Below are 19,485 nucleotides of genomic sequence, written 5' to 3'. Positions count from 1 at the left end.
CGTGATCCAGTCTCAGACCGGGTAGGACAACTCGCCGATGAGTTTATCCAGCGTAATCGGATAATCGCGCACCCGCACGCCGCAAGCGTTATAGATCGCATTGGCGATCGCCGCCGCCGCGCCGCTGATACCCAGCTCACCGACGCCTTTGGCCTTCAGCGGGGTGGCGTACGGGTCGACTTCATCGAGAAAGATCACTTCCTGATGTGGAATGTCGGCGTGCACCGGCACCTCGTATCCGGCCAGATCGTGATTGACGAAAAAGCCGATTCGATGATCCACCGCCAGCTCTTCCATCAATGCCGCACCAGCGCCCATGGTCATGCCGCCGATGATCTGGCTGCGCGCAGTTTTCGGGTTGAGGATGCGCCCGGCGGCGCACACGGCCAGTTGCCGACGCAGGCGAATTTCGCCGGTCGCCGCATTGACCGCGACCTCGGCGAAATGCGCGCCGAAGGTCTGCTGGGCGAAGCGCTGGGCAAGGTCACCGTATTCCATGCGGTCCTCGCCCGTCAGCTCGCCATTGGCTGCGGCCTGAGCCAAGCCAACCTGCTGCGAGCCTGCGCGAATTTGCCCGTCGACAAACTCGGCTTGCTGCGGGTCAATCCCGACGGCGTGAGCGGCGGCTTCACGCAGTTTCACGCACGCGGCATATACGCCGGCAGTGGAGGAGGCGGCGCCCCACTGGCCGCCGGAGCCCGACGATTCCGGAAACCGCGAATCGCCCAAGTGCACCACGACACGGTCCAGCGGCACGCCCATCATTTCGGCAGCGGTCTGGGCGATGATGGTGTAACTGCCGGTGCCGATGTCGGTCATGTCGGTTTCCACGGTGATGACGCCTTGACGATCGAGACGCACCCGCGCCGCCGAAGCGGTCGTCGGTGCGCCGCGAATCGCCGAGGCCAGCCCGATGCCGATCAGCCAACCGCCCTCACGGCGCTGACCGGGTTGAGGGTTGCGCTGACGCCAGCCGAAGCGTTCGGCCCCAGTGTTCAGGCATTCCACCAACTGCCGTTTGGAGAACGGCCGCGCCGGTTGCTCAGGATCGACCTGCGAGTCGTTGAGGATGCGCAACTGCAGCGGATCCATCTGCAGCTTTTCCGCCAGTTCATCCATGGCGATTTCCAGCGCCATCATCCCCGGTGCCTCGCCCGGCGCGCGCATCGCCGAACCCTCGGCGAGATCGAGCACGGCCAGGTTCAAACGAGTCATGCGATTGGCACCGGCGTAAAGCAAGCGGGTTGACGCGGTAGCCGCTTCGGCGCGACCACCGCGCAGATTGCCCGACCAGCTCTCGTGGCCGATCGCCGTGATCACGCCGTCACGGTTGGCACGATGCGCAGGCGCTGAAGCGTCGCCGGACGATGGGTCAGGTTGTTGAACATCAGCGGCCGCGGCAGCGCGACTTTCACCGCTCGCCCGGCATGTCGAGCGGCCAGGGATGCCAACACTGCGTCGCAAAGAATCGTGCCCTTACCGCCGAAGCCACCACCGATATACGGCGAGATCAGGCGCACATCTTCCTTGGCGATGCCGAGGGTTTTCGCCAGATCGCGCACGCCCCAGTTGATCTGTTGGATCGATGTCCACAAGGTCAACTGCGTGCCGCTCCAGCGGGCAATGGTTGCGTGCGGTTCCATCATCGCGTGGGCCTGGTCAGGCGTGCTGTAGTGCTGATCGATTTGCACTGGCGCAGCGTTGAAGGCGCCTTCGAAGTCACCGACGCTGGTCTGCGGCGGCGGGCCGAAGCCGGCCGGTGGCGGTGGGGTTGCGGAGTCTTTCGCAGCCGCCAGATCGAAGGAACCTGGTTCGGCCAAGTAGCGGATGTCGAGCAAGCCGGCGGCCGCACGGGCCTGTTCAAAGGTGTCCGCGACGACAATCGCCACGGCCTGGTGATAGTGATCGACCTGCGGCCCGGCCAAGGCCCTGGCTACGTAAAACTCGCCTTTGGCCAATGGCCCGGCGTTTTCGTAAGTGACGATGGCAATTACCCCGGACGCCTCCCGCGCTTGCGTCGAATCGATCGAGGCAATGCGTCCCTTGCCGATCCCGGCGCCGACGATATAGCCATAGGCGGCGTCCGGCACCGCTGCGTTTTGCTCGTAGGCGTAGGGAGCGGTGCCGGTGGTTTTCAGCTTGCCGTCGATGCGGTCGGCAGGTTGGCCGATGACGTTCAGCTGGTCGATCGGATTGGAGCCGGCCGGGGTGTCGAATTTCATCTGCAAATTCCTTTCAGACAGGCTGGCGGCGCCCACGTAGCGCGGCGCAGCCATCGATTGACGTCGGATCTCTACGAGCCTAGGCCATCGACGCGCTGCTGATAATGCGCGGTTTCAGGATGGAGTGATGAATCCCGCTCACCAATCCTGATCAACATGACAAATAAGAATACGTTTCAATTACTAATGCGACCGTATACCATGCGCCGCGTTTTCATTGGCGGTTTTGCCCTTCGTTCTGGCCTATTCGTAAAGGTTTTCACCTCATGCGTCGAACTCTGCTTTCCATTTGTGTGCTGCAGGCGTTGTCTTCTTCCTCGTGGGCTGAGTCAGCCGAACCGACTTCTTCAACGCTTGAGCTGGAAGCCACCGATGTGGTCGGCACAGCGGACTACGAAAGGGCAGACGGCCCGGTGCAAGGCTACCGCGCGACGCGTTCGGCCAGCGCCACGCGCACCGACACTTCGATTCATGAAACCCCGCAGTCAATCAGCGTGGTGACCAAGGATGCCGTCGAAGACCTCGGCGCGACGCGTTTGCAGGATGCGCTGGATTACGCTGGCGGCGTGGGTCGGGCGAACAATTTCGGTGGTCAGGGCCTGACCACGTTCACCGTGCGCGGCTTCACCACGGGTGAGTTCTACCGCAACGGTTTCCCGATCAACCGTGGCTACCCGAACATGCCCGACGCCAATACCATCGAGCGTCTGGAAGTGCTGCGCGGTCCGGCGACCATGCTCTATGGCCGTGGCGATCCCGGCGGTACCTTCAACGTGGTGTCGAAACAACCGTTGCCCGAGCGCACCGTTACGTTAGGCAGCCAGTTGAACGACCAAGGCATGAAGCGCGGCACCCTCGACGCTTCCGGGCCGCTCGACGAAGAAGGGCGTCTGGCCTATCGCTTGAATGTGGTGGGCGAGGGCGGTGACACCTTCCGCGATCATGTCGAGACCGAGCGCTACGGCATCACGCCGGTGCTGAGCTGGCAGGCCAGCGACGCGACCAAGCTGATTTTCGAAGGCGATTTCATGCGCAACAACGCGCCGCTCGATCGCGGCGTGACGCGCTACCCGGCGCAGATCGGCACTGCCTCGCGCGATACCTTCTTTGGCGAGAAGGACGTCGGCAAGCTGCACAACGACAACAACATGGCGCAACTGCGTTTCGAGCACATGCTCAACGACGACTGGACCCTGGGCGGCGGTTTCCAGTGGCTCGACGGCTCACTCAAGGGCAATGCGATCGAGGCCAACGGCATTGCCGCTGACGGCCGCACGCTGGGGCGTAACTTCAACTACCGCAAGCTGGAATGGACCGACAAGGACACCCAGCTCAACCTCACCGGGCATTTCGACACTGGCGGTCTGCAGCACACCTTGCTCACCGGCATCGAGTACGAAGATTACGACTACAAGTCGATCATCCAGCGCTCCAGCGGCGCGGTCAGTGCCTACCCGATCGACATCTTCAACCCGGTCTTCGGCCAGCCACGCCCGGCGCTGACCCGCACACCGACTCACGACAAGGAAAACCTCAAGACCTACGCCGCGTTCGTGCAGGATCAGGTCGCCCTGACCGACAAACTGAAAGTGCTGGCCGGCGCACGTTTCGAGCGCTTCGAGCACGATTACGAAACCTACGTGCCCGGCGGCAAGAGCTGGCAGGCCAGCGACAACGCCGTCACCCCGCGTATCGGCGTCACCTACGATTTGACCGATACCCTGGCGGTGTACGCCAACACCGCGCGCTCGTTCAAGCCCAACACCGGCGCCAGTCGCGAAGGCGGCGGCTTCGCTCCAGAGAAAGGCAAGTCCTACGAGATGGGCGTGAAGTGGGAAGCGCTGGATCAGCAGTTGAGCGTCGACGCGGCGATCTACCAGATCGAAAAACGCAACGTGCTGACCACCGACCCGGTGGATTCGACCTTCAGCGTCGCCGCCGGTGAAGTACGCAGCCGTGGTTTCGACGTCAATGTCACCGGCAACCTCACCCCGGAGTGGCGAGTGGTCGGCGGTTACGCTTACGTCGACGCGGAAGTGACCAAGGACAACACGCTGCGCTCCGGCACGCGCCTGCTGAACATCCCGAAGAACAGCTTCAGCCTGCTCAACATGTACGAGTTCCAGGACGGCACGCTCAAGGGGCTCGGCCTTGGCACCGGCCTGAAATACGTCGACGAGCGCGCCGGGCAGACCGCCAACACCGCGTTTTCCATGGGCAGTTACACCGTGGTCGACCTGCTGAGCTTCTACAAGATCAACGACAAGGTGCGCCTCAATCTCGATGTGAAAAACATCTTCGATCGCGACTACGAAGAAGGCGCCTTCGGCAACGTTTACGCCTACCCGGGCGCGCCGCGAACCGTGCAGGTGGGGATTTCCTACACGCTGTAAATCGCCGCAGCGGTTGCCGCCGACCCATGCTGGCCTGAGAGTGGCATGTCGAAATCAGACATCGGCATGCCGCACTCAGGCTAGTTGCGCGGCGGTCGGGCCACGTAAGGTGAAGCATCATTTCGTCGGCAAAGCGTCTGCGTCGCAGCTTTCGCCTGATGTCGACACCGGAAATGATGATCGCCTGACGCTCAGTCAGTGGCCCAAACGTCGATCATGAGAACAATAAGAACCCATGACTAGCCTGAACCCCAAGGACTCCAACGGTCAGTTGGCGCAAGGTTTCAAACCGCGTCACGTCACCATGCTTTCCATTGCCGGCATCATCGGCGCAGGACTTTTCGTTGGCTCAGGCCACGCCATCGCCGCCGCAGGACCTGCGGTGCTGCTCGCTTATCTGTTCTCCGGTCTGCTGGTCGTGCTGGTCATGCGCATGCTCGGCGAAATGGCCGTGGCGCATCCCGACACCGGCTCGTTTTCCACCTACGCCGATCAAGCCATTGGCCGCTGGGCCGGGTTCACCATCGGCTGGCTCTACTGGTGGTTCTGGGTGCTGGTAATTCCCATCGAAGCACTGGCCGCCGGGCACGTGCTCAATCAGTGGTTTCCCCAGGTCGATGCATGGTTATTCGCCTTGCTGTCGATCGTGCTGCTGGTCATCACCAACCTGTTCAGCGTGTCGAAATACGGCGAGTTCGAATTCTGGTTCGCCATGGCCAAGGTCATCGCGATCATCGGTTTCATCGGCCTGGGTTTTGCGGTGCTGATGGGCTGGATTCCCGAGCGCGAAGCCAGTGGCTTGAGCACGCTGATGGCCGAGCACGGCGGCTTTGCGCCGAACGGCATGTCGGCAGTGGTCGGCGCGTTCATCACCATCATGTTCAGTTTCATCGGCACCGAAGCGGTGACCATTGCCGCTGCGGAATCGAACAATCCGGCGCAGAACATCGCCAAGGCCACGCGCTCGGTAATCTGGCGTATCGGCATCTTCTATCTGCTGTCGATCTTCGTGGTGATTTCCGTGGTGCCGTGGAACGACCCGCAACTTGCCTCGGTCGGTTCCTACCAGCGCGCACTGGAATTGATGAATATCCCTAACGCCAAATTCCTCGTCGACGTGGTCGTGTTGATCGCGGTGGCCAGTTGCATGAACTCGTCGATCTACATTTCCTCGCGCATGCTCTATTCGCTGGGCCGACGCGGCGATGCGCCGCCGGCATTGAAGGTGACTTCGGCGGCCGGCGTGCCACGCGCGGCGGTCATTGCCAGCACGGTGATCGGCGCAGGCGTTACCTTGCTCAGCTATTTCATGCCGGCCGGTTTGTTCCAGTTCTTGCTCGCCAGCTCCGGCGCAATTGCCTTGCTGGTGTATCTGGTGATCGCCATTTCGCAGTTGCGCATGCGCCGCCGGCTGGAACGGGAAAAGGTCGAAATGACCTTGCGCATGTGGCTGTTTCCCTGGCTCACCTGGCTGGTCATCGCCTTTATCTGCGCGGCGTTGGCAGTGATGATGATCACCCCTGAACACCGCCTGGAAGTGACTTCGACCATTGGCCTGGCGCTGCTGATCTCGTTGATTGGCCTGGTCACCAGCCGCCAGCACCGGCCGACGGGCAGAGTGGTTGCGGTGAGCAAAGCCTAAGCAAACAACGCCTTGAGCCCACGGGAAAACCAGCCGTTCGGGCTCGAAGGCAGATGCTCACGTTGATTGAATGAGCCCGTCAACGCGCAGGTTTCACCGGCGAGTGAACCCATCAATTGCGGCAGCAAAAAGCTGCGTTCGCATTCACTGGCGGACAGTCCGGTGTTCTCTTGCGGCCAAACGACGTTGGTTTCGGCAAACGGCTTCATGGCGCACCTCCTCATGATTCAAACGTCCAGCACCAGGGTTTCGCTGCCCTGCGCCGGGGCGGCGCAGCAGATCAGCACTTCGTCGTCCGCCAGGCGCATGGCCGGCGGGGTGAGGTAATGCACCTGGCCGCTGGTAAGGCGGGTTTTGCAGGTGCCGCACGAGCCGCCGCGACAGCTGAACTCCGGATTCAAGCCACGTGCCTCGGCCAGTTCCAGCAAGGTGCCGCTGCCCGGTTCCCAGCGTGCTTCCTTGCCGGACGTCGCAAACAATACCTTGACGGGTTCTTCGGCGACCGGCACCTGCGGCGGCGCCGGGGTGCTGATTTCGACATCGCGGATCAGCGTCGACGGGCCGAAGGTTTCGGCGTGGATGCGATCGTCGGGAATGCGCATTTTGCGCAAGCCGTCGTACAGCGCCTGAGTGAAGCTGCCCGGGCCGCACAGGTAGAAATCGTAGTCATCCAGCGGCAGCAGGCTCTTCAGCAGGGCGACGTCGATGCGCCCGGCATGATCGTAACCCTGCGCTGTTGCGTCCAGCGGCGGCTGGCTGACCACGCGCAGCACCTTGACCTTGTCACCGGCGCGCGCAGCCAAGGCGTCGATTTCTTCGCGAAAGGCCAGATCCTCGACGGTGCGACTGCTTTGCACCACCCAGGTCGGGCGCATGCGGCTGATGCGTTTGCCCTGATAGACCACCTCGCGCAGCATCGACAGCAACGGCGTCACCCCAACGCCAGCGGCCAACAGCACCAGTGGCCGGCGTTCGGTGGCGTCGACGGTGAAGTCGCCTTGCGGCGCGCGGGCTTCGATCAAATCCAGTGCCTGAACCCGATCATGCAGATGCGAAGACACCGAGCCATCGCGTTTGACGCTGATGCGCAGGAATTCGTCCGACGGCGCGCTGGACACGCTATAGGTGCGGATCGACGCGGCGTCCTGACCGTCGAGCAAGACCTTGATCGGCAAGTGCTGGCCCGGTTCAAAGCGCGGCAGGCCGAAGCCGTCGTTGGCTTGCAGGTAAAAGGAGCGGATCTGCGGACTCTCATCGACCACCCGCGTGACGTGCAGCGCGCGCCATTGATTGCGCAGCGCCTCGGCCTGCAAACGCTCGCGGGTCTGTTCCCAGCTGCCGGTCATTTGCGAATTGGGCGAATCGCCTTCCGGCTGCTCGGCCCAGCGCAGTGGCAGCGCGGCCTGACGGTAAACGATGCGCTGCGGCTTGAAGCGCCACAGGCGCTCGGCGCCCTGGAACGCGGCGATTTGCGGATCGTCGAGCAGCACTTCTGCGCTGCCGGTCATCTGCAACGGATCGCCGCTTTCGAAATCGATAAAGGTCAGCCCGGCGCGCGGGTTGAGCAGGATGTTGCCCAAGGTGTTGAAGAACAGATTGCCGGAGAAATCCGGGATGGTCAGGGTGCCGTCCTCGTCCATGTGCACGAAGCCGGATTTGCCGCCGCGATGGGACACGTCGACTTGGCGCTCGCCGTCGCGCACCACGTAAGTGGCCACGTAGAACGAGTCAGCGGCGGTGATCATGTCGCGCACCAAGGGTTCGCTGACCGGCAAGTCGAGCGCGTTGTCGGTGGTCTCATCGACGAACGCGTAGTGGCGCAGATTGATGTAGCGCGGGCAGTTGCCGTAAGCCTGGGTGACGCCGATCTCAAGAATGTTGTCATCGCGGCGGCTGATATTGCCGTTCATGCGATTGCGCCGACGGGTGTGCAGCTCGATGCCAAGCATGCCGATCGCATCGCCGGGTTGCAGGCCTTGATTGGCCGGGTCGTTGGGCTGCGCGTCGAGTTTGATCTTCAGCACCTGAGGCGACGGCGAATCCATGAACCCCGGTTGACCGGTGCGCAGCGTCGCCCACGGGTCGCCCTGGCTGTCGACAGCGCCGAGCACGACGAAGGGCAGTTGCGCATAGAACTCGCGGTGCTGGTCCGGCATCCAGTCGCGGGCCAGTTGCCGCTGGCCGACACCGACCATCATCTCCACCGCGCCGACGGCACGTTGCAGGGTCAGCTCACCTTCATGCCAGGGCGAGGGCTGCGGTTTCGACGCTGTGTCCATTTCGATTCTCCTCGGGTGCAAACGGGCCGGTGAGCCGCCAGGGGCTGAAGCTCAAGTGGGCTCATGTTCGCCCTCGGCCGGTTGCGAGGGAATGGCCAGAAACTGCAATCCACTGTTTCACTCGGTGAAATGATCCCTGCGCGCGCCTAAGAAGGCGGGTGATTATTTCACTGGCTGAAATGCTCGATTGTATTGGCTGAGGATTCCGCGATTTGCGGCAGGGGAGGAGGATGAGCTCCATCGACACGATCAGCGGGTCGACCTCAAATAATCCAGGAGCACGTCATGTCTCAGTCAGCCGTCAAACTGTACCGCCATCCGTTGTCCGGCCACTCGCATCGCGTCGAGTTGATGTTGTCCCTGCTGGATGTGCCGACCGAACTGGTGTTCGTCGACCTGATGAAGGGCGCCCACAAAACCCCTGAATTCCTCGCCCTCAATCGTTTCGGCCAGGTGCCGGTGATTGATGACAACGGCACGGTGCTCGCGGATTCCAACGGCATTCTGGTTTATCTGGCGAGTAAATACGGCAACGGCCAGTGGCTGCCGAGCGATCCGGTTGAGCAAGCCAAGGTGCAACGCTGGTTATCGGTGGCAGCCGGGCAGATCAGCTCCGGCCCGGCCACAGCGCGCTTGATCACGGTGTTCGGCGCCGGTTACGACGCGGCTGATGCGATCAAGCGTTCCCACGCTTTATTGCAAGTGATGGAAGACGAGTTGGCCAACAGCGCGTTCCTTGCCGGCGACAAGGCAACCGTTGCCGATGTGGCCGCCTACACTTACGTCGCCCACGCGCCGGAAGGCAATGTCTCGCTGGATGAATATCCGAATGTGCGGGCGTGGCTAGCGCGGGTCGAGGCGCTGCCGAAATTCGTCGGCATGCAGCGCACAGCGGTGGGCCTGCAAACAGCTTGATTCAAAACGATGCACATCCCCTGTGGGAGCGAGCCTGCTCGCGAAAGCGGTGTGTCATTCAACGGTGATGTTGACTGACAGAATGCCTTCGCGAGCAGGCTCGCTCCCACATGATTTCACTGTGTTTTCGAAGTTTTTTACAGGTTCCCACCTATGGATCGTTTTCAGGAAATGCGCATGTTCCTGGCCGTGGCCGAGGAGGGTGGCTTTGCGGCGGCGGCCCGGCGTTTGAACACCTCGCCCCCCAGCGTCACCCGCGCCATTGCCGCGCTGGAGCAACGCATCGGCACGCGCCTGTTGTCGCGCACCACGCGCAGCCTGCACCTGACCGAAGCCGGGCATCGTTATCTGGACGATTGCCGAAGAATTCTGTGCGACGTCGACGAAGCCGAGGAGGCGGCCGCCGGCAGTTATCGGGTGCCGTGCGGGCATTTGAGCGTGACCGCGTCGGTGCTGTTTGGCGAGCTGTTCATCGCGCCGTTGCTGGCGCAATACGTCGATGCGTTTCCTTCGGTGCATCTGAAGGCTTTGCTGGTCGATCGCGTGGTGAACATGGCGGAAGAGGGTATTGATGTCGCCGTACGCATCGGCCATCTGCACGAGAACAATCAGCATGCGATCAAGGTCGGTGAGGTCCGTCAGGTGATTTGCGGCACGCCGGATTACTTCGCCCGCTATGGCCGACCGCAACATCCGAACGAGCTGAGCCGCGCCAATATCGTCATGTCGTCCGCCAGTCATTTGCTCAGCGATTGGCAATTCGCCCATGCCGATGGCCCGTTGAGTTTTCGCTTCGAACCGCGTCTGGTGGTCACGGCGAATCAGGCGGCGATCAACATCGCCAGTTCCGGTTGGGGCATTACCCGGGTGCTGTCTTATCAAGTCGCCAGCCAGGTTGCGGCCGGTGAACTGGAATTGGTGTTGCAGGCCTTTGAGCCGCCGGCGTTACCGGTGCAACTGGTCTATCTGAAACATCCGCGCGTACCGGCGAAGGTGCGCACGTTCGTGGACTTTCTCAGCGAGCGGCTGCAACACCACCCAGCGCTGAAAGCCGTGAACAGGGTTCACGGCTAGGGCTTGAAGGTTCAACTCAGCGCTGGATCACTTCGCGGCCGCAGCGGTTTCGATCAGGCTGGCGACGGCTTTCGGGTTGGACACCATCACCACGTGCGAGGCGCCTTTGACCACGACGGTCTGCTTGGAGTGCGCGCGCTCGGCCATGAACGCCAGGGCTTGCGCCGGGATGTTCTTGTCCTGGTCACCGTAGACGAAGTACGACGGCACGGTTTTCCATGCAGGCTCGGTGGCGGCTTCGTTGAGCGCGGCGACGGTCACCGGGCGCTGGGTCGCGGCCATCAACTTCGCATCAGCAGGGGAAACATCGGCAGCGAACTGCTCATGGAATTTGTCCTGCTGGATGTACAAATCCTTGCCACCATCGGCCAGCTCAACCGGGGCCGACAGGGTCGGGCCAAGGGTGCTGCCAGGGAAGCGGCCGGACAATTCGGCTGCGGTTTCACCCTTTTCCGGGGCGAACGCGGCGACGTACACCAGCGCTTTGACATTGGCATTGCCGTAAGCGGCTTCGCTGATCACCGGGCCACCGTAAGAGTGGCCGACCAACACCACCGGAGTTTTCACGCTGGCCAGCACATCCGCCACCGATTGCGCATCACCCTTGACCGAGCGCAGCGGGTTGGCGGCGGCGATCACCGGGTAGCCATCCTTCTCGAGAATCTTGACCACGCCGTTCCAGCTGCTCGAATCGGCGAATGCGCCGTGTACCAGCACCACGGTAGGTTTGACCGGCGCGGCGAACGCTGCGGTGGCGCCGAACATGGCGGCGGTGAGGGCGAGGGTAGCGAAGACTTTGTTCATGGTGATGTCCTGTCGATTGGTTAAGGTAGGAATGGAAGCGACAGTGGTATTTAGCGCGCTAAATGTGTCAGTTGTGTGTGCGCACGGCCGAACTTCGCATGCGTGTGTATCTGGGTCGGCAAATGCTACATGTTGATACAAACCGCTCAGTTTTGGCTGAGCAGTGCAGCGGACTCGAACTTTTCAGTCCGCTGCAGCGTTTCCGGAACAGCGATCAACAGCAGCAGGAATGCAGCCGCTGCAACCCCGGCAAGGGTCAGGAATGCCGCGCTGTAACCGGCGGCCTCGACGACAAAACCGGCCAGCCCATTGCTCAGCGCCGCGCCCAGGCCAAACGCTGTGGTCAGCGCGCCGAGGCTGACATTGAAATGCCCGGAGCCGAGGGTCAGATCTTTGACCATCACCGGTAACAGCGCACCGAACAGCCCAGCGCCGACGCCGTCGAGCAGCTGCACGGCGACCAGCCAGTACGGATCATCCGAGAAGGTGTAGAGCAAGCCACGCAGCGGCAGGATCAGAAAACCCGCCAGCAATAACGGTTTGCGCCCCCAGACATCGGCTTTCGCACCGGCCAGCAGCGCCATCGGCACCATCACCAGTTGCGCGGCGACGATGCACGCCGACGTCAGCGGTGTGGCCATGTGCAAGTTGGCTTGGGCGAGTTTCTGGCTCACCAGCGGCAGCATCGCCGCGTTGGCCAAGTGGAACAGCGCGCAGCACAGGGCAAACATCAGCAACGGGCGATTGCTCAGCAGTACCTTGAACCCGGACGGCTGATGGCTTTGATCGCCAGGCTGCAAACCGCGCGCGACGTCGTGATCTATCGCCTCGGCCGAGACGAACAGCACGGCAATCACGCTCGCCAATGCCATGACCGCCATCAGATAAAACACCGCCACCGGACCGAACAGATACGCAAACAAACCGGCCAACAACGCTGCGCACGCGTTGCCGGCGTGGTTGAACGTCTCGTTGCGACCGGTACGCCGGGTGAATGCTCGTGGGCCGGTGATGCCCAGGGTGATCGCGGAAATCGCCGGGGCGAAAATTGACGCTGCCGCCGCGCTCAAGGCTTGAGTCAACGCCACCAGACGGAATGAGGAAATGAACGGCAGCAGCAGACAACTCACCGTCACCAACAGCGCGGCGATGATGATCAGCGCACGTTTCGCCCGGCTGCTGTCAACCAGCGCACCAGCGGGCGTCTGCGTGACCAGCGCGGCGATACCGGCGAGAGTCATGACCACACCGATGCTGGCCGGGTCCCAGTGGTGTACGGCGAGCAAGTAGATGGCGAGGTACGGCCCGAGGCCGTCGCGGACATCGGCGAGAAAGAAATTCAGACTGTCCAGCGAGCGGTTGTTGCGGCGATCGAGATGGCTGATCACGGGGGGCAGTCTCTTGAAAGTGAGGTCTGCGTAAATGTATCAACCTCGGCAAACCTAATGACCGAAGCGGCGGGGGATTAGTTGCAGAACGGCGGAGCAGTTGCTGCTCCGCAGATATTCAAGCGTCAGGCGTTTGCAGTATTTCTATCCATAATGCGCCTTTGCCGGAGGCCGCTTCACCGACACGCTTCAGCGCGCCATCCTTGCTCACCGCGTACGTACCGACCTTGGCGCTTTTCTCGCCCGTCACCAGCAGCCAGTGGCCATCGGGGGAGAAGGCGATATTGCGTGGTTGTTGTTCCTGCACTGAGTAGTTATCGAGGAACTTCAGTCCTCCGGTTGCCGGATCCACGGCAAATGCCGAAACGCTGCTGCTGGTGCGCTCACTCATCAGCAGCAGTTTTCCATCCGGCGACATGCGCAGGTCGGCAGCCCAGATGCGCCGGGTCGGGTCGTCTTTCAGGTCGTTGTTGCGTGCATCACGGACTTCGCCGTGGGCCAGTTTCAATCGCTCGGGAATGCCATTGGCTTCAGCGATTCGGGTCAACGCACCGCTGGCCTCGTCGATTGAAAACGCAGTCACGGTGCCGCTCATTTCACCGACGACGTAAAGGAATTTGCCGTTGGGCGAGAACGCCAGGTGCCGAGGGCCGGTTTTCTCCGGAACACTGACCGAGCCGTTGCCGATCGGGCTGAGCTCGCCAGTCTTGGCGTCCAGGCGGTATTGCAGCACCTTGTCGGTGCCCAGGTTACCGGCGTAGGCAAAGCGATTGCTCGGCTCGGTGCGAATCGAATGCGCGTGCAGGCCGGTCGGATAACGCAGGATGTTGGCGCAAGGTTGATGATCTTCGCCGATCTTTTGAACGCTGAGGGTATCGGCGCCGTAGGACGCGGCGAGCAGGTAGCGACCTTTTCGATCGGTCGACAGGTAGGCCATGCTCTCTGCCAGGGGCGCTTGGGTGAATTTTGTCAGGTGCCCGCTTTTGGAGTCGATCTGATAGCCCAAAACCTGGAAAGGCTTGACCCGCAACGCTGCAAACAGCACTTTGCCGTCCGGGGTGAGCGCCATGGGATTGACCTGATCACCGGCCTGAACCTGTTCAATAAGGGTGAGTGCGCCGTTGTTCTGATCGAGGCGGTATTGCGAGATCAGACCGTCACCGGGGCTTGAGATGTAAGCGTAAGTAGCGGCGTTAGCCGTCACGCTCAACGTGGAGGCGAGCGCAGCGATCAAGAGCATTCTTTTCATCATTTCCAGCCTTATTGTTGTTGTGATCAGTCATCACTATGAGTGATTGGCTGAGCCATCAATGGCTATTTCGTGGGCCTGTAACGTCGCTACGCTTATTCGACGTGCTTGTTCTAGATGATTTTGATCAGCAGAAATGATCGGAGAGGGTGGTCGTGATTGAGGTTTGACACATTTCTACATACTCTCCCGTTAGCGTTGTTGTACGACATCCTACCTAATGTGCGCAGTGCAACAACTCTCACAAAAACAATAACGGAGATACCCCTATGACGAGCATGGCTCCACTCGATCATCAGGCCGCCGCAAAACCGCAAAACCTTTTCCTGCGTACGCTGAAACTGCTCGGCCCCGGCATTATTGCCGTGCTGTCGTGGCTCGGTGCGGGCGATCTCATCACGTCTTCAGTGGCCGGTGCGAACTACGGCTACGCGATGATGTGGGTGCTGGCGGTCTCGCTGTTGCTTAGATACCTGATCGTCAACATCATTGCCCGGTTCCAGCTGTGCAATAACCAGGGCATGACCATTCTGCAGGGCTACGCCCAGCTCAACCCGGTGTTTGCCTGGTTCATGCTGGTTTATGCCCTGTTGATGGGGCACTTGATGAACGCCTACATGATCAAGGGGGCAGGGGAGTCGCTGGCGATGCTGTTCAAGATCGATCAGCCATTGCTGTGCTCGGTGGCGGTGGTGCTGGCGGTCTGGATGCTGGTCGGGCGCAACATCTACACGATGATCGAAGGCGTGATGAAGCTACTGCTGGCGATCATGACCCTGGCGTTCATCGCCTTGGCGGTGATGTCCGGTCCGGATGTCAGCGGCATCATCAAAGGCACCATCGGCTTCAGCATTCCACCGGACGAAGGCGTGCATGGCGCGTTGCTGGTGGCGGTTTCAGTGATCGGCGCGGTTGCCGGCTCGATCGCCAACTTCGTGCACCCGTATGTCATGCGCCAGAAAGGCTGGACCGGGCCGCAGCACAAGCGCATTCAGCGTAACGATCTGCTGTTTGCGGTGTTCGTCGGGATCATCATCAACCTGGCGATCTGGATCGTCGGTGCGGAAATCCTGCGGCCCAACGGCATCGAGGTGAAAACCTTGGGCGATCTGGGCAAGGCGCTGGAAATCTTCTTCGGCCCGATCGGCTGGTACGTGTTCTTCATCGGCGTGTTCGCGACGCTGTTCGCCAGTATTTCAGGCAAGACCACGGCGTTTCCGATGCTGATCACCGATGCCTTCCAGCACGTTCGTCCTGAGCGTCGCGAGAAGTACGGTAAAGAGTTCCATCACGACCCGATGCACAAGTGGTTCATGCTGTTCATCCTGGTCACGCCGCTGATCTGGTCGATGCCGGGCATGCCGGATTTCGTCACACTGACCATTGGTGTCAGCGCATTGAACATCATTGGTTTGCCGGTGATTTCCCTGGGCTTGCTGATCATGTCCAACCAGAAATCGCTGCTGGACAAGCAATATCGCAACAACCTGTTTGAAAACATCGCGCTGATGTTTGCTACAGGTCTGGCGCTATGGGTAGCGTTCCAGTTGGGCGTTGATCTGTTTACTTGATGGGAAGCAGTCGAGGGGGCACACGCCCCCTCGAATTGCCGCTTACAGCGGCACATCCATTTCGATCCGGCGCCAGGCTGCTTCGGAAAAGCTGTACACCGAAAACGCGATCAGCCCCAACGCCATCAGCATCAACAGCACGCCGCCTGCGGGCAGATTCTGCAAAGCATCCAGCGCTTCCTTCATGCCGGGTGGATTGGTTGCCTGGTAAACCGAGCCGCTGACCGCCATCAACACTGCAATCTCGATAAACACCACGCCTCGGGCGATCAGGCCAAAGCGCGACACCGGGCGCACGTAACGCATCACTTCCTCATCCGCTTCGAAGTACTTCTCGAACGTGGCCTTCCAGCCTTTGATGATGTGGGCGATACCGACACCCAGCGGGATCAGCGCGATCAGGTAGATCAACAGGTTCGAATGCTCGAACGACAGCAGCTGCGCGAGCAGATCCTTGGTCTTGCCATCGCCGGAGCCGCCCGAACTCCTGAGACCACTCACCAACAGACCCAAGGCAAAGAAGGCCAGCGCCGCGTTGACCAGACCGCCGGCGAGCAAACCTGCGCGAATGACCAGGCCTTTGAACTCGCTGCCGTGGTGGTCGACATCGCGGATCGCTTGCAGCGCACGCCAGGCGGCGAAGGCCAGCAGGCCGGCGACCACAACACCGATCAGCACGTAGCCGAAGGGCTGGCTGAGCAATGCTTCAAGGCTCTTGTGGCTGTCTTTCGGTTTGGTGGAATCGTGCGCTGCCAACAGCGCGAAGATGCCGATGATCAGATACAGAACGCCGCGCGCGGCGTATCCGCCTCGGGCAAGCAGGACAAGTGTGTGTTGAGTGGACATGGGATTTACTTCCAGGGAATCGATGTGAAGCAGACCCGTGGACGGAGCAGGGGTTCGATAAATGCGTCGCCGGTGGGCGACGCGCGCTTTATCAGCCTGCCATTCAGCGCTCGCCTCGCTTCAGCGTCATAACGGCGTGGTCAGCGAAAATGGAATGCGCAGCTCTTCAACCGGCCCTGAATCCCGGCCGCACATTTCGTCGTGCACGCATTGCTGCACCAGTACGCAGGGAAACGCCGGCACGGTTTGCAGCAAGTCGCGAAGGTGGGTGATTGAACGCAGGTGCATTGGCTTGGCCGCGTCATCGAGCAAGGTGAACTGGCCCTGATCTACGCGAATTCTCGCCAGATAAAATCCACCTTCGAGTGACAGCAGCTCCAGTTCGCGAACTTCACTGTTGGCCGCACGTTCGGTGAGGGTTTGCAGATTCATGCTTCACTCCTTGCCTACCAGGGCAGGCGTTCTCCATCGTAGGCGAAGAAATGGCCGCTATCGGCCGGCGTCAGCGTGTCAATCAGACTCAGTAATTGCGCAGCGGCAATGTCTGCCGGGCGGGCGCTCGAGGCTCCGCGAAAAGGTTGCGACAACGGCGAGACCACCGTGCCCGGGTGCAGGCTGAGCAAGCGACTCTGCGGTCGCGTGCGCGAAAGCTCGATGGCGGCGGTCTTGATCAGCATGTTCAGCGCAGCCTTGGAGGCGCGATAGGCGTACCAGCCGCCCAAACGGTTGTCGCCGATGCTGCCGACTTTCGCCGACAGCATCGCCATCGCGCCTTGAGGCGCAAGCAATGGCAGAAAGTCGCGCAGCAGCAATGCCGGCCCCAGCGTGTTGACTTGAAACACGGCCTGCAGCGACTCGGCTTCGATTGCGCTGTAGCTTTTTTCCGGCTTGACTTGGTCGCGATGGAGCAGGCCGGCCGCGTGAATGATCAGGTGAAAGGGCGCTTCGGCTGCCAGTTCGGCGGCGGCGCTGGCGATCGTTTCGGGCTGCTCGAGGTCGAGCTTCGGCACAGTTTTGCGTCCCAGCGTACGGACGCTGGCGCAGCGTGGATCCTGCTTCAAATGTTGGCAAAACGCCGTGCCGAGGGCGCCACTGGCGCCGATCACCAAGGCGCGATAACCGTCGCCGAACGAGGCCAGGGTCAACCCACTGCTCATGGGTTCGCTCCAGCGTTCTGGCGCCGGAAGAACACCGTCACCTGACCGACTTCGAAACCCCACTTGGACATGCGGGTACGGTTGATCAACGTGTCTTCGTCGACCAGGTACATCCAGTCGTCCATGCTCATCTCGTAGGTCGAGTCGTCAACTGGCAGGTTCAGGCGATAACGCCAGTGGAAGGTGTTGCCTGCGATCTGGCCCTGTGCGACACCGACCACATCATGCGCGCGACCGCTCCACTGACCATTGCCCCCAGGAGTGAGGGTCCAGACCCGACGTTCACGGGTGCCGTCGCTGTAAAGAAAACGCTCGTCGAGGATCAGGTTTTCACCCTCACGACGGCTGGCAATATCGACCTCAAACCGCTTGACCACTTCGCCGTTGCGCTTCTGAAACATCCCCCAGGCTTTGACGGGCTGACTGAAAAACTGCTCCAGATTCAAAGCCGGTTGCTGATCCGCATAACGAGCAACATCGACACTGCCGCAGCTTGCGATGCTGAGCGCCAGTCCTAACAGCAGCAGAAATCGGGTCATCTTCCTACTCCTTGTGCTTGTACAGTTAACAGGCTGTGTATAGGCCTAGCGCCGGCCGATGAGCTGGAGAAATTCCTGCCGCGTCGTCGAGCTGTCGCGAAAGGCACCGAGCATGACCGAGGAGGTCATGATCGAATTCTGCTTCTCGACACCGCGCATCATCATGCACATGTGCCTGGCTTCAATAACCACCGCGACACCGGCAGCATCGGTGATCTGCTGGATCGCCTGAGCGATCTGCCGAGTAAGGTTTTCCTGGATCTGCAGACGCCGCGCGAACATGTCGACCACCCGTGCCACCTTGGACAGCCCCAGCACCCGGCCAGTGGGGATATACGCCACATGCGCCTTGCCGATAAACGGCAGCATATGGTGCTCACACAGCGAATAGAGCTCGATGTCGCTGACGATCACCATCTCATCGCTCTGCGACTCGAACAGCGCACCGTTGGTGACGTCTTCCAGGCTCATCGCGTATCCGTTGCACAGGTATTGCATCGCCTTGGCGGCGCGCTGGGGCGTGTCCAGCAAACCCTCGCGTTCCGGGTTTTCACCGACGCCAACGAGGATTTCACGGTAATGGCTGGCTAGTAGTGGGCTCATTCGGGTTACTCGTGGCGGTGCGGGTTAGGGACACAGTCGGGTGAAAAGGTTGTACGCATACAGGTTGGTTGTATAGGTTTTATTGAAGATAGGCTGAAAAGGATCAACTGACAACGCATCGGTGGTTTTTTTGTGCGGGTTTGGGAGTTCAGGCAGGACAAACCTGGGGTCAGGTTTGGTGAGCGGCTTGCGTGGCGCCGATGTGCGGGCGTCTCAGCTCATAGCTGCCGGTGGCGGATGGCAGCTATCGGCCAGAGCGTACGCCCAGCGAACTTTTTTCAACCCAAAGCGCTCATCATCATGTTCAAGTATTATTACGCCGATGCTCGGACTGTTCATAGGTAGGTTGATGCATGGCCAGAAGCGTTAGGCTTCAACAGAAACTTCATTCAAAGTATCTCGTTGAGGTAGCGGGAGAGGTGGTGCTTGATGACTGCCTTGTTGAAAAGCTATGGGCGCTCAACAGAGGTGACAGGTTTGAGTTGAATTCACGCTCCTTCGGTTTTGGACCTGTTCAAAAATACCGCTTGGAATACGCGATAACGAGAGGCCCCATTCCTGGGCATTGGCTCTACAAAGAATTTGACCCAAAGGAACTGGCATTATTTTTTACGGCAAAAGACTTTGCCGGCATTTGCCATGGCTGGACCTTGTTTGACGAGTGACCATTCACGGTTCGCTGCCTGGGAGGCAGCTTCCGGCCAAAAGCAGCCGTCCACGCATGGCCTTTTCCAGCCTCAAAAGATAATAATCCGAGCGGAGACGGCCTATTGAAAATTGGCTACATGGCTGAATACGCCTCT

16 protein-coding genes and 1 pseudogene are annotated in these 19,485 nt (G+C 60.6%); 6 read left to right on the top strand and 11 right to left on the bottom strand.

The window, feature by feature from the left end; all coding sequences use genetic code 11:
• Positions 1-12: 12 nt before the first annotated feature.
• Positions 13-2,222 (bottom strand): annotated as a pseudogene (paoC, locus tag ACYSTU_RS18945) (aldehyde oxidoreductase molybdenum-binding subunit PaoC).
• A gap of 266 nt (positions 2,223-2,488) precedes the next feature.
• On the opposite strand from paoC, the gene ACYSTU_RS18940 reads away from it, so the two are divergent.
• Positions 2,489-4,615 (top strand): TonB-dependent siderophore receptor, encoded by a 2,127-nt coding sequence (locus tag ACYSTU_RS18940; RefSeq protein ID WP_499000844.1) that lies wholly within the window; start codon positions 2,489-2,491, stop codon positions 4,613-4,615.
• A 235-nt stretch (positions 4,616-4,850) separates the two neighbouring features.
• The gene (gene gabP / locus ACYSTU_RS18935; protein WP_125927078.1) at positions 4,851-6,257 is read left to right on the top strand and encodes a GABA permease; all 1,407 of its coding nucleotides are present in this window, start codon (positions 4,851-4,853) and stop codon (positions 6,255-6,257) included.
• Here the strand turns inward: gabP and ACYSTU_RS18930 are convergent.
• Entirely contained in the window at positions 6,254-6,466 is a 213-nt protein-coding gene (locus ACYSTU_RS18930) for a hypothetical protein (protein ID WP_122610583.1), read from the bottom strand. The genes gabP and ACYSTU_RS18930 overlap by 4 nt on opposite strands.
• Before the next feature lie 18 nt (positions 6,467-6,484).
• Entirely contained in the window at positions 6,485-8,536 is a 2,052-nt protein-coding gene (locus ACYSTU_RS18925; protein ID WP_499000842.1) for a 2Fe-2S iron-sulfur cluster-binding protein, read from the bottom strand.
• 285 nt (positions 8,537-8,821) lie between these two features.
• On the opposite strand from ACYSTU_RS18925, the gene ACYSTU_RS18920 reads away from it, so the two are divergent.
• Positions 8,822-9,451: a glutathione S-transferase family protein gene (locus ACYSTU_RS18920; protein WP_110600537.1), complete on the top strand. Its 630-nt coding sequence runs from the start codon at positions 8,822-8,824 to the stop codon at positions 9,449-9,451.
• 153 nt (positions 9,452-9,604) lie between these two features.
• Entirely contained in the window at positions 9,605-10,525 is a 921-nt protein-coding gene (locus ACYSTU_RS18915; RefSeq protein ID WP_016774781.1) for a LysR family transcriptional regulator, read from the top strand.
• A 27-nt stretch (positions 10,526-10,552) separates the two neighbouring features.
• Here the strand turns inward: ACYSTU_RS18915 and ACYSTU_RS18910 are convergent, their stop codons facing one another.
• The 3 genes from ACYSTU_RS18910 to ACYSTU_RS18900 form a co-directional block, all read right to left on the bottom strand.
• On the bottom strand, positions 10,553-11,329 hold the full coding sequence (locus ACYSTU_RS18910) for an alpha/beta fold hydrolase (protein WP_024013008.1): 777 nt from the start codon (positions 11,327-11,329) through the stop codon (positions 10,553-10,555).
• Positions 11,330-11,475: 146 nt separating this feature from the next.
• Positions 11,476-12,717 carry an MFS transporter gene (locus ACYSTU_RS18905; protein ID WP_499000839.1) on the bottom strand — a complete coding sequence of 414 codons (1,242 nt, stop codon included), beginning with the start codon at positions 12,715-12,717 and terminating at the stop codon, positions 11,476-11,478.
• A gap of 118 nt (positions 12,718-12,835) precedes the next feature.
• On the bottom strand, positions 12,836-13,969 hold the full coding sequence (locus ACYSTU_RS18900) for a lactonase family protein (RefSeq protein WP_499000836.1): 1,134 nt from the start codon (positions 13,967-13,969) through the stop codon (positions 12,836-12,838).
• Positions 13,970-14,244: 275 nt separating this feature from the next.
• Here ACYSTU_RS18900 and ACYSTU_RS18895 point away from each other — a divergent pair, with 275 nt between their 5' ends.
• Complete coding sequence (locus tag ACYSTU_RS18895) at positions 14,245-15,537, top strand: Nramp family divalent metal transporter (RefSeq protein ID WP_371699886.1); 1,293 nt, start codon at positions 14,245-14,247, stop codon at positions 15,535-15,537.
• Positions 15,538-15,579: 42 nt separating this feature from the next.
• Here ACYSTU_RS18895 and ACYSTU_RS18890 read toward each other — a convergent pair whose 3' ends face one another.
• The 5 genes from ACYSTU_RS18890 to folE form a co-directional block, all read right to left on the bottom strand.
• Positions 15,580-16,383: a DUF1206 domain-containing protein gene (locus ACYSTU_RS18890; protein ID WP_499000833.1), complete on the bottom strand. Its 804-nt coding sequence runs from the start codon at positions 16,381-16,383 to the stop codon at positions 15,580-15,582.
• 126 nt (positions 16,384-16,509) lie between these two features.
• Positions 16,510-16,815, bottom strand: a complete 306-nt coding sequence (locus ACYSTU_RS18885) for a DUF6482 family protein (RefSeq protein WP_016774774.1) — start codon at positions 16,813-16,815, stop codon at positions 16,510-16,512.
• 14 nt (positions 16,816-16,829) lie between these two features.
• Positions 16,830-17,540: an SDR family oxidoreductase gene (locus tag ACYSTU_RS18880; protein ID WP_499000831.1), complete on the bottom strand. Its 711-nt coding sequence runs from the start codon at positions 17,538-17,540 to the stop codon at positions 16,830-16,832.
• The gene (locus ACYSTU_RS18875; RefSeq protein WP_110645322.1) at positions 17,537-18,079 is read right to left on the bottom strand and encodes a DUF3833 domain-containing protein; all 543 of its coding nucleotides are present in this window, start codon (positions 18,077-18,079) and stop codon (positions 17,537-17,539) included. Before ACYSTU_RS18875 ends, ACYSTU_RS18880 begins: the two co-directional genes overlap by 4 nt.
• Before the next feature lie 45 nt (positions 18,080-18,124).
• Positions 18,125-18,682: a GTP cyclohydrolase I FolE gene (gene folE, locus ACYSTU_RS18870; protein ID WP_016774771.1), complete on the bottom strand. Its 558-nt coding sequence runs from the start codon at positions 18,680-18,682 to the stop codon at positions 18,125-18,127.
• A gap of 353 nt (positions 18,683-19,035) precedes the next feature.
• Here folE and ACYSTU_RS18865 point away from each other — a divergent pair, with 353 nt between their 5' ends.
• Positions 19,036-19,347 (top strand): hypothetical protein, encoded by a 312-nt coding sequence (locus tag ACYSTU_RS18865; protein ID WP_499000826.1) that lies wholly within the window; start codon positions 19,036-19,038, stop codon positions 19,345-19,347.
• Positions 19,348-19,485 lie beyond the last annotated feature (138 nt).

The sequence above is a fragment of the Pseudomonas glycinis genome (genome assembly GCF_054871425.1).
This window is presented reverse-complemented; position numbering and strand designations above follow the sequence as displayed.

Bases quoted from the DNA above. Each gene is read 5' to 3' on its own strand.
- gabP (WP_125927078.1), top strand. From the start codon at position 4,851: ATGACTAGCCTGAACCCCAAGGACTCCAACGGTCAGTTGGCGCAAGGT.
- ACYSTU_RS18885 (WP_016774774.1), bottom strand. From the start codon at position 16,815: ATGAATCTGCAAACCCTCACCGAACGTGCGGCCAACAGTGAAGTTCGC.
- ACYSTU_RS18910 (WP_024013008.1), bottom strand. From the start codon at position 11,329: ATGAACAAAGTCTTCGCTACCCTCGCCCTCACCGCCGCCATGTTCGGC.
- ACYSTU_RS18895 (WP_371699886.1), top strand. From the start codon at position 14,245: ATGGCTCCACTCGATCATCAGGCCGCCGCAAAACCGCAAAACCTTTTC.
- ACYSTU_RS18930 (WP_122610583.1), bottom strand. From the start codon at position 6,466: ATGAAGCCGTTTGCCGAAACCAACGTCGTTTGGCCGCAAGAGAACACC.
- ACYSTU_RS18880 (WP_499000831.1), bottom strand. From the start codon at position 17,540: ATGAGCAGTGGGTTGACCCTGGCCTCGTTCGGCGACGGTTATCGCGCC.
- ACYSTU_RS18890 (WP_499000833.1), bottom strand. From the start codon at position 16,383: ATGTCCACTCAACACACACTTGTCCTGCTTGCCCGAGGCGGATACGCC.
- ACYSTU_RS18865 (WP_499000826.1), top strand. From the start codon at position 19,036: ATGGCCAGAAGCGTTAGGCTTCAACAGAAACTTCATTCAAAGTATCTC.
- ACYSTU_RS18900 (WP_499000836.1), bottom strand. From the start codon at position 13,969: ATGATGAAAAGAATGCTCTTGATCGCTGCGCTCGCCTCCACGTTGAGC.
- ACYSTU_RS18925 (WP_499000842.1), bottom strand. From the start codon at position 8,536: ATGGACACAGCGTCGAAACCGCAGCCCTCGCCCTGGCATGAAGGTGAG.
- ACYSTU_RS18875 (WP_110645322.1), bottom strand. From the start codon at position 18,079: ATGACCCGATTTCTGCTGCTGTTAGGACTGGCGCTCAGCATCGCAAGC.
- ACYSTU_RS18940 (WP_499000844.1), top strand. From the start codon at position 2,489: ATGCGTCGAACTCTGCTTTCCATTTGTGTGCTGCAGGCGTTGTCTTCT.
- ACYSTU_RS18915 (WP_016774781.1), top strand. From the start codon at position 9,605: ATGGATCGTTTTCAGGAAATGCGCATGTTCCTGGCCGTGGCCGAGGAG.
- ACYSTU_RS18920 (WP_110600537.1), top strand. From the start codon at position 8,822: ATGTCTCAGTCAGCCGTCAAACTGTACCGCCATCCGTTGTCCGGCCAC.
- folE (WP_016774771.1), bottom strand. From the start codon at position 18,682: ATGAGCCCACTACTAGCCAGCCATTACCGTGAAATCCTCGTTGGCGTC.